6 protein-coding genes are annotated in these 8,831 nt (G+C 71.7%); 1 reads left to right on the plus strand and 5 read right to left on the minus strand.

All coding sequences use genetic code 11. The features are described from left to right. Window positions 1-29: 29 nt before the first annotated feature. The 3 genes from ACXJKD_RS15975 to ACXJKD_RS15985 form a co-directional block, all read right to left on the minus strand. A complete protein-coding gene (locus ACXJKD_RS15975; protein WP_457255589.1) occupies window positions 30-1,481 on the minus strand; it encodes an MFS transporter in 1,452 nt (483 codons plus the stop codon). 17 nt (window positions 1,482-1,498) lie between these two features. Next, the gene (locus tag ACXJKD_RS15980) at window positions 1,499-4,528 is read right to left on the minus strand and encodes a bifunctional [glutamine synthetase] adenylyltransferase/[glutamine synthetase]-adenylyl-L-tyrosine phosphorylase (protein ID WP_457255590.1); all 3,030 of its coding nucleotides are present in this window, start codon (window positions 4,526-4,528) and stop codon (window positions 1,499-1,501) included. A gap of 115 nt (window positions 4,529-4,643) precedes the next feature. Next, window positions 4,644-5,981 (minus strand): glutamine synthetase family protein, encoded by a 1,338-nt coding sequence (locus ACXJKD_RS15985; protein ID WP_457255591.1) that lies wholly within the window; start codon window positions 5,979-5,981, stop codon window positions 4,644-4,646. 241 nt (window positions 5,982-6,222) lie between these two features. Here ACXJKD_RS15985 and ACXJKD_RS15990 point away from each other — a divergent pair, with 241 nt between their 5' ends. After that, window positions 6,223-6,411, plus strand: coding sequence for a hypothetical protein (locus ACXJKD_RS15990; RefSeq protein WP_457255592.1), 189 nt, complete (start codon window positions 6,223-6,225; stop codon window positions 6,409-6,411). 99 nt (window positions 6,412-6,510) lie between these two features. On the opposite strand, the gene ACXJKD_RS15995 is transcribed toward ACXJKD_RS15990, so the two are convergent. Both ACXJKD_RS15995 and ACXJKD_RS16000 read right to left on the minus strand, forming a co-directional pair. Next, window positions 6,511-7,455, minus strand: a complete 945-nt coding sequence (locus ACXJKD_RS15995) for a cold-shock protein (protein ID WP_457255593.1) — start codon at window positions 7,453-7,455, stop codon at window positions 6,511-6,513. A gap of 491 nt (window positions 7,456-7,946) precedes the next feature. Continuing rightward, the coding region (locus tag ACXJKD_RS16000) for an HNH endonuclease signature motif containing protein (RefSeq protein ID WP_457255594.1) at window positions 7,947-8,831 on the minus strand (885 nt) is incomplete at its 5' end.

Consider the following 8,831-nt stretch of genomic DNA (forward strand, 5'->3'; position numbering starts at 1 on the left):
TGGGGCACGTGGGGCGTCCCGGTGCGGTCTCAGCCCCCGGTCTCGCGCTCCCCGGGGCGGCCGGAGCCCGACACGGTCTGCGGCGTGGCCGCGTCGACCACACCGGGGCTGGGCACGAAGGCGACCTGGACCGGCGCGCCCTGCTCGATGGCCGAGGGCGCGCCGGGCGCCACGGGTGAGACCGGCGTCGCCGGTGCGACCCCCTCCGCCGACTCCTCATCGGTGGTGAAGGTCGCCTCCAGGCTGCCGGCCAGCTCGTCCTTGGGCCACCGCGCGGCCAGCAGGACGAGGACTCCCAAGGTCACCACCGCACAGATGCCGACCGAGGCCGCTGGGGTGGTCCGCTCGGAGATCCAGCCGGCGAACAGGAAGCACGCACCTGTCACGCCCACCGACAGCGCGCCGGCGAGCCCGAAGACCCTGCCGCGCATGGCCGTGGGGACGAGCAGGGTGAAGGCCGCCTGCAGCGGCAGCATGTAGCACTGGAGGGCACCGCAGACGAACCACGCGGCCCACACCACCGGCAGTGGCGGTTCGAAGATCGTCGCGAGGAGCGGCAGGGGGGTCAGCAGGGCGAGGCGGAGCACGAGCGAGGACTGGCGCTCCGCGGGGAGCCGACCGATGAGCAGCAGCCCGACCACGGCACCGAGGATCGGTGAGGCCATCAGCAGGCCGCCCCAGGTCGACGACGTGCTGTGCTGCGCGGCATACGGCAGGGCCACGGCTTCCGGCGCGGCGATCGCCAGTGCGCTCGCCAGCGACAGCCCCAGCATCGACAGCAGGACCCGGCTGGCGCGGATCTGGCGCCAGCCCTGGCGCAGGTCGGCCAGCATGCTGAGCAGCGGGGCGTCGTCGGGCACGACGACGGACTTGGGCGGCTTCACGAGGGTCAGGATCGCAGCGCCCACGATGAACGTCAGCAGGTCGAGCAGGAGCGCCTTGGTGTCACCCATCAGGCTCACGACGGCACCACCGATGGCCAGCCCGATGGCCTGGTTCACTTGCGCCGCAAGGGTGCTCAGCCCGAAGGCGCGGGTGTAGAGGCGTCGGTCGGGGAAGATGTCGGTGAGCAGCATCTGGCTGGCGGTGACCGCGGGGCCACCGACGAACTCGATCACGGCCACCAGCGTCAGGACCAGCACGAAGGACTGGGTCGTAGCCACCACGAGGATGAGGACGCCGACCAGCAGGGCTCGGATCAGGTGACTGCCGATGAGGCAGATCCGTGGGGGTATCCGGTCACAGATCGGCGAGAGGAGGGCCCGGCCCAGCACGCTCGGCACCAGCGAGACCGCGAAGGTCGCCGCCGTGGCGAGCGCCGATCCGGTCCACTCGAAGACGACCGCCGCGACCGTGATGCGGGCGATGTAGTCGCCCCACGTGGACAGCGTCGCGACCGCGAAAACGGGTAGGAAGACAGGCGTGCGGAGCACCTCGGCGAACGAGGGCACCGCGACGGAGTCGTCCCTGCCGGTGGCCATGCGCCGACCGTACCTTCCTAGGCGGAACCGTAAAAGTTGAACTCTGTCACGGTACGCGCATGTCGGGCTGCCCGCCGGTAGGTCTCGGCAAGATCTGCTCCGCTCCCGGGCTCTCCCCCGAGGATGCGGCTCACGCCGTCGGCCACCCGCAGGTCCGACGGGACGCTCTCCACCGGGCGACCCCGGTAGAGCACCGAGGCGTTGCGCAGGCGCGACGCGAACGACCAGGCGTCGCGCAGGGCCGAGGCCTGGTCGGCCGCGATCAGCCCGGCCTCCTCCGCGGCGTCCAGCGCCGGAAGGGTGCTCGTGGTCCGGAGCGCCGGGACGGCGTGGGCGTGTCGCATCTGGATGAGCTGGACGGTCCACTCGACGTCGGACAGGCCACCGCGTCCGAGCTTGAAGTGGCTCTTGGGGTCGGCGCCCCGGGGCAGCCGCTCGGCCTCCATGCGGGCCTTGAGCGTCCGGATCTCCCTGACCTGCGGCTCGGTGAGACCGGCCTCGGGCCACCGCAACGGGTCGATCAGCGCGACGAACCGCTGTCCCAGGTCGAGGTCACCGGCCAGCGGGTTGGCGCGCAGCAACGCCTGGGACTCCCAGGTGAGCGACCAGCGTCCGTAGTAGGCGCGGTAGCTGCCCAGGCTGCGGACGAGGGGTCCGCTCTTGCCCTCGGGTCGCAGGTCGGCGTCCAGGCCCAGCTGCGGGTCGGGGCCTGCCGAGGAGAGCAGACGACGCAGCTCCTGCACCGTCTCGAGGGCCTGCTCCTGCGCCGCGGCCTCGTTCGCGCCCTCGTGAGGGTCGTGCACGAAGAGCACGTCGGCGTCGGAGCCATAGGCCATCTCGCCGCCCCCGAGCCGGCCCATGCCGACCACGAGGATGTCGGTGACGAGCGAGCCGTGCTCGGACTCCACGGCCTGGATCGCGACCTGCAGCGCGGTCTCGACGAGGGCTGCGGTCAGGTCGGTGAGCGCTGCACCCACGCCGGCCAGGTCGAGGCTGCCGGCCAGGTCGGCCACGGCGATGCGGAAGAGCTCCTGTCGCCGGATGCTGCGCGCCGCTCGCACTGCCTTGTCGGGGTCGGACTGTCGTCCGGCTGCCGCGCTCATCCGGCGGACGAGGTCCTCACGCGAGATGGGGGTGAGGCCCCCGGCGTCGCCGAGGATCGCGACCGACTCCGGCGCGCCGACGAGGAGGTCCGCGGCATACCGGCTGCGGGCGAGGGTGTGCGCGAGCCGCTCCGCGGCCGAGCCCTCGTCGCGCAGGAGGCGCAGGTACCAGTGCGTCGAGCCGAGCTCCTCGCTCACCTTGCGGAACGCGAGCAGCCCACCGTCGGGGTCGGCCTCGTCGGCGAACCAGCCGAGCATCACCGGGAGCAGGGTGCGCTGGATGGACGCGCGGCGGCTCACGCCCGCGGTCAGCACCTCGAGGTGACGCATGGCGCCGGCCGGGTCGCGGAAGCCGAGGGCGGCCAGCCGCTCCCTGGCGGCCTCGGGAGCCAGCCGAGCGTCGCTCGAGCTGAGCCGGGCCACCGCGGCCAGCAGCGGTCGGTAGAAGAGTCGCTCGTGGATCCGTCGGACCTCGCGGGCCTGCTGCTGCCACTGCGTGACGACTGCCTTCGCGGCGTCGGAGCGGTGCCCGAGCGCCCGGCCCAGGCGGCGCAGGTCGCTGTCGGCGGTCGGCATGAGGTGGGTGCGCCGCAGGCGGAACAGCTGGATGCGGTGCTCGAGGGTCCGCAACAACCGGTAGGAGGCGTCGAGGGTGGCCGCGTCGTCGCGACCGACGTAGCCGCCGCGCGCGAGGGCGTCCAGCGCCTCCAAGGTGGTGCCCGAGCGCAGCGAGTCGTCGGAGCGACCGTGCACCAGCTGGAGCAGCTGCACGCTGAACTCGACGTCACGCAGCCCACCGGGACCCAGCTTGAGCTGGCGCGCGGCCTCACCGGACGGCACGTGCTGCTCCACGCGGCGACGCATCGCCTGGACGTCCTCGACGAAGTTGTCGCGCGACGCCGCGCGCCAGACGAGCGGGTTGACGGCCGCGATGTAGGCCGCGCCGAGCTCGCGGTCACCGGCCACCGGACGGGCCTTGAGCAGCGCCTGGAACTCCCAGGTCTTCGCCCAGCGCTCGTAGTAGGCGCGGTGGCTGTCGATGGTCCGCACCAGGGGGCCGTTCTTGCCCTCCGGACGCAGGGCCGCGTCGACCGGCCACAGCGTGCCCTGACCGGTGCTGGTCGAGCAGGCGCGCATGAGGTGGGTCGCCAGACCGGTGGCCGCCGCGATGGCGCTGGCCTCGTCGACGCCCTCACGGGGCTCGGCGACGAAGATGACGTCGACATCACTGACGTAGTTGAGCTCGCGGCCACCGGTCTTGCCCATGCCGATGACGGCGAAGTCGCAGAGCTCGGCCTGCTCCCCCAGCTCGGCGCGGGCGATGACCAGCGCCGCCTCGAGCGCCGCCTCGGCCAGGTCGGCCAGCGCGGCCGCCGCCTCGGGAAGCGCCCGCTCGGGCTCCCCCGACGTGAGGTCCAGGGCCGCGATCGCGAGCAGCTGGCGTCGATAGCCGATCCGCAGGGCGTCGTATGCCGTGTGCGCGCCGGGCGCGCGCACCGCGGCCACGAGCTCCTCGACGCGTTCGGTCGGCGTCAGTGGGCGGGCCTGCGCCACGCTGCTCCAGTGCTCGGGGTGGGCCACGAGGTGGTCGCCGAGCGCCGTCGAGGCCCCGAGCACCGCCAGCAGCCGATCTCGCGCGGGTCCGCGATGGCGCAGGGCCGCGACCAGACCGGCCACCTGGGCGCCGACGCCGGACTCGTCGTCGCGGCGACGGGGGGCGGAGGCCCGCAACGACTCCATCAGCCTGACCAGGCTGAGGAGGGCGAGGTCGGGGTCGGCCACGACGCCGAGGGCGTCGGGCAGGCCATCGCTGAAGAGGTCGTCGAGCGGGTCGACGAGACCGGCCAGGGCAGGGTCACCGAGCAGCTGGACGGCGCGCGGCGGGTCGGCGAACCCGAGTCGGGCCAGGGTGGCCGTCTGCGAGACAAGGCGGCCGGAGGTCACCGGGTCAGCCTAGTTGCTGCCGTCGGGCCACTCGGGCCTACGCCCACGTCGCTGACCGACGGTTGCCCCGCGGTGGCCCAGCTGACCTGCACGGAGGCGTACCCCGGCGATGCCGTCAGAGGCCGGGGAGGTAGCGCTCGAGCTCGAACCGGGTGATCTCGCCGCGGTAGTCGTCCCACTCGGCCCGCTTGTTGCGCAGGAAGAAGTCGAAGACGTGCTCACCCAGGGTGTCGGCGACGAGCTCGCTCTTCTCCATCACACGGATGGCCTCGTAGAGCGAGGTGGGCAGCGGCTCGATGCCCATCGCCTGGCGCTCCGACGAGGTCAGGCCCCAGACGTCGTCCTCGGTCTCGGCGGGCAGGTCGTAGTCCTCCTCGATGCCCTTCAGCCCGGCCGACAGCATCAGCGCGAAGGCGAGGTAGGGGTTGCAGGCCGCGTCGAGGGTGCGGACCTCCACCCGACTGCTCTGGCCCTTGGCCGGCTTGTACATCGGGACGCGCACCATCGCGGAGCGGTTGTTGTGGCCCCAGGTCAGGTGGGCCGGAGCCTCACCACCACCCCAGAGGCGCTTGTAGGAGTTGACCCACTGGTTGGTCACGGCGGTGATCTCGGCGCCGTGCCGCAGCAGTCCGGCGATGAACTGCCGGCCGACCTTGCTCAGCTGGTAGGGGGCGCCGGCCTCGTAGAAGGCGTTGCTGTCGCCGTCGAACAGCGACATGTGGGTGTGCATGCCGGAGCCCGGGTGCTCGGAGAAGGGCTTGGGCATGAAGGAGGCGAAGATGCCCTGCTCGAGGGCGACCTCCTTGATGACGGTGCGGAAGGTCATGATGTTGTCGGCCGTCGAGAGGGCGTCGGCGTAGCGCAGGTCGATCTCGTTCTGACCGGGGCCGCCCTCGTGGTGGCTGAACTCCACCGAGATGCCCATCGACTCGAGCATGGTGATCGCCGCGCGCCGGAAGTCGTGGCCGGTGCCGTGCGGGACGTGGTCGAAGTAGCCCGCCTGGTCGACCGGCTCGGGGTGCTCCCCCGGCTTGAACCCGGCCTTGAGCAGGTAGAACTCGATCTCGGGGTGGGTGTAGAAGGTGAAGCCCAGGTCGCTGGCCCGCCCCAGCGCCCGCTGCAGGACATGGCGCGGGTCGGCGTGGCTCGGTGAGCCGTCGGGCAGGGTGATGTCGCAGAACATCCGGGCCGTCCCCGGGTTGTCACCGCGCCACGGGAGCACCTGGAACGTCGCCGGGTCGGGCTTGGCCAGCATGTCCGCCTCGTAGACCCGCGCGAAGCCCTCGATGGCCGAGCCGTCGAAGCCGATGCCCTCGGCGAAGGCCCCCTCCAGCTCGGCGGGGGCGACGGCGACGGACTTGAGGGTCCCCAGCACATCGGTGAACCACAACCGCACGAAGCGGATGTCGCGCTCCTCGATGGTGCGAAGGACGAACTCCTGCTGACGATCCATGTGTCGGATCTTGCCCTAGTTGTGTTTCCCCGGCGTTACGTGCCACGCGGGGAGACCGTGCTCAACACCCTCTTCGTATGCCGCGGGCCCCTTCTCCGCCGGATCCTTCCCCGAGAGCGGCATCGGCGGATGGTCGGTGGGCCCGTCCCGGCCCGGCTCGAACGGGCTGCTCCCCTCACCAAATGCGGGACAGATGAACGCTTTGCCTCTCCTAGAGCTCCCAGACGTCTACCTTCGGGACGTGGACTTCGAGGGAGACGAGCTGCTGTGGATCAACAACGCCTTGGCCGAGGTCCTTGGTGGGCCCGCAGCCATCGAGGAGTGGGAGTTCCACACCCGGATCGGTGGCAACCGCGATGATGTGACGGCTCTGCTCCAGAAGGTGAACGAGGAGATTGGTGCTCTTCGTCGGGCCGACCCCGAGTGGTAGCGCCGACCACGAATGGGGCATGCGCCCTGTCCGCGGCATGAGCGTGCGGCGGGATCGGGACACGGCTGAGCACCAACTCCGCCCGGACCGCCGTCCCGCTCACACCCGTTCGACGCGGTCGGCCTGTGGTCCTCGATCGCTCTGTCGCACCTGGTACCTGACCCGATCGCCCTGGTACAGCGCCTCGGCGCCTCTGAGGACCGACACGTGCACGAACAGGTCCGCGCCACCCGCGTCCGGGGTGATGAACCCGAACCCCCGCTCCGCGTCGTAGCGCGCGACCACTCCTTCGCCGCCGCGCGCCGGGACGTCGGATGCCTCCCGGTGTCCCGACCGAGCGCGGGTCGTCGACGTCGCGGGTGCGCCCCGCGGTGTCGAGCTGCGCGCGAGGCGCACGTCGCGAGCCTGCGGACCCTTCTCGCTCACGACGATGTCGTACGTCACCCGGTCCCCCTCGTCCAGCCCGGGGAGCCCGTCGGCCAGCTCCCGGACGTGGACGAAGACATCGGGGCCGCCCGACTCGGGGGTGATGAACCCGAAGCCCTTGTCGCCGTCGTACCACGACACGGTGCCGTTTGCCCCATCGGATGCCACGGCCTGCTGGGCGGCCTGGGCTCCCAAGGGGAGCAGATGGTCAGCCTGCGGTCCCTTCTCCCCGTCGACGACGAGGAACGCCACCCGCTGCCCCTGCGAGACCACGCCACCCCCCACGATGGCCGAACTGTGCACGAAGATCTCGGCAGCACCGCCGTCGGCCGTGATGAAGCCGTACCCCTTGGCAGGCTCGTACCAGGACACGGTGCCGAGCACGCCCAGCGGTGTGTCGGCGGCCCTGTCAGCCGTGACCCGGACGCGGCGTGCCTGCGGGCCGCGGTCCCCTTCGCCGATCTCGAACTCGACCACCTGCCCCTCCCGGAGCAGCTTCATCGCGTCGTCGCTGACGATCTCGGACGCATGCACGTACAGGTCCTCTGCCTCCTGCCCGAGGGCGATGAAGCCGAACCCCCGGTCGGCATCGAACCAGCGGACGGTTCCCTCGGTCACGGCTGACTCCTTGTCGAAGCTACGGTCGGTGTTCCCCCCAGTGTCCCCGACGGGACTGCGACCAGCGCCCGGCGCCAGACGGTGCTCGCACCGTCGTGGCAAGTGCCCAACGGCGACATCCACGGCGCCCGGTGCCGCGCCGACAGCGGCAGATGAGCGCGGTTTGGACAGGGTGGTCAGGCATCGGATTGCGCCGATAGGTCTCAGGTAGCGGTGACGTGCTCACCGATGCGCTCTCCTCGATCCGCACCCGCCAGTCGTCCAACAGTCGTCGAAGGTCACCGGCATCGAAGCCCCGCGTGGCGGCAAGGACGAAACGCAGTCGTTGAGTGCCTCGGTGAAGAGTCGCCAGTCCGGTCCCAGATCGACATCGATCTGGCCGTCTTCGCGCCTATTGAACCGAGCCTCCATGGACGGCACTATCTCATCCGCCCATCGGTAGATCCGGTTGACCGTGCGTGGCGCGCACCCGTCTCGGGGAACTGGTTCGGTCAGGCGGCCTGGTGGCCGTGGCGGTCCAGGGGCCGGGTGGTGTGGGTGCGGCCGTCGGGGGCGGTCCAGGTGCAGACGCCGAGCTCGTCCATGGTGACCTGCCAGCCGGCGTGGTGCTTGAACCCGTGGTGGGTGGCGCACAGGGTCTGCAGGTTGGTGACGGTGGTCGGCCCGTCGGGATGTCGGACCACGTGGTCGAGCTGGCAGCGTCTGGCGGCGGTGGCGCAGCCGGGGAACCGGCAGGTGCCGTCCCGGGACCGGACGGCTCGCGCGGTGGCGGCGCCGGGCCGGTAGGTGCGCGGGTCCTGCCAGCGGATCGCGCCGGTGACCGAGTCGCTGCGGGCGAGCCGGACGGTGACGTCGGGATCGGACAGGAGGGCGACGACGTCCGAGGGAAGCAGCGAGCCGAGCAGCGGCACCTCGGTGTGCGCGGACACGAACCACAGGCTGTCGTCGTGGTCGTGCAGGACCCCGTCGTCGAGCTCCTCGCACCCACCCGGGTCGACGTACCCGCCCCCCGGCTCGGGGTCCCCTTCATCGCCAGGCTGGGTGAGGCAGTCGATGGACACGCCAGCGCCGGGCCCGGTGCCGCCTCCGGTGCCACCCCGGGTGCCGGCCTCTGTGCCGCCTTGGTCGTCCATCGGGGCGACGAGCTCGATGGTGGTGCTGATCGTGGCGTTGGCGGCGATCAGGTCAGCCAGGGCGTCGACCCGCAGCGCCCCGATCCGCTGGCCGGGTCGGGCGCGGGCGTACTCGGCCGCCAGCCCGTCCACCGCGTGCCAGACACGCATCGCGACCGGGGTCGGCAGGTCGGCCACCAACCGGGTCATGCCGGTGCACTCCCCGGGCCGGACCCGCACGTCAGCACGCGCCCGGGCCAGCTC

Source organism: Pedococcus sp. P5_B7, assembly GCF_054049895.1.

Excerpts from the sequence above, each read along its gene's own strand:
- ACXJKD_RS15975 (WP_457255589.1), bottom strand. The coding sequence starts at position 1,481 with ATGGCCACCGGCAGGGACGACTCCGTCGCGGTGCCCTCGTTCGCCGAG.
- ACXJKD_RS15985 (WP_457255591.1), bottom strand. The coding sequence starts at position 5,981 with ATGGATCGTCAGCAGGAGTTCGTCCTTCGCACCATCGAGGAGCGCGAC.